This is a genomic window from Bacillus sp. L75 (assembly GCF_003676355.1).
Classification (GTDB): domain Bacteria; phylum Bacillota; class Bacilli; order Bacillales; family Bacillaceae; genus Bacillus; species Bacillus velezensis.
Genome location: NZ_ML064956.1, coordinates 1 through 479 on the forward strand (window position 1 = coordinate 1; position 479 = coordinate 479).

Genomic DNA, 479 nt, shown 5'->3' on the forward strand with positions numbered 1-479 from the left:
CCTTTATTCAAGGTAATAACGCGTCAATGCCTATTCTTAATTGCTTAGTTTCTGGCAATGCTGGAGAAATGGGTTTTGGTTATCGTTGTGAAAATAATTCTAATGGTTACATTACATCAGGTAATGGCGTTAAAGATTGTTGGCAAGATGGACTAGCTGTTAGATTTGGAAGTATTTGTTATGCAAATGCTACTATTTGGACAGGCAACGCCATAAATGCAACAACTAGCTCTGGATTAGTTTGTTGGTCGGCTATTTTATACGCCACTGGTGCGGATGTTAGTAACTCTGGTTATTACGGAGCACAGAGCGCGCACGGTGGACTGTTAAATTTTCAGAATGGCATTGCTAACGATACAGGTCGTTATGGTATTCGCGGGTCTGATGGAGCTATCATTGATGCAGATGGAGCAACAGCAAATGATAATGCTGTTTATGGTTGTTACGCGTTTAACAGGTGTGACATTAATTTTAGAGAT

The 479-nt window shown here is 40.1% G+C and carries 1 protein-coding gene; it reads left to right on the plus strand.

Going from position 1 to position 479, the window contains the following annotated elements:
- Positions 1-479, plus strand: a 479-nt coding sequence (locus D5S11_RS19995) for a hypothetical protein (protein WP_164833864.1), incomplete at both ends; no start/stop codon positions are given.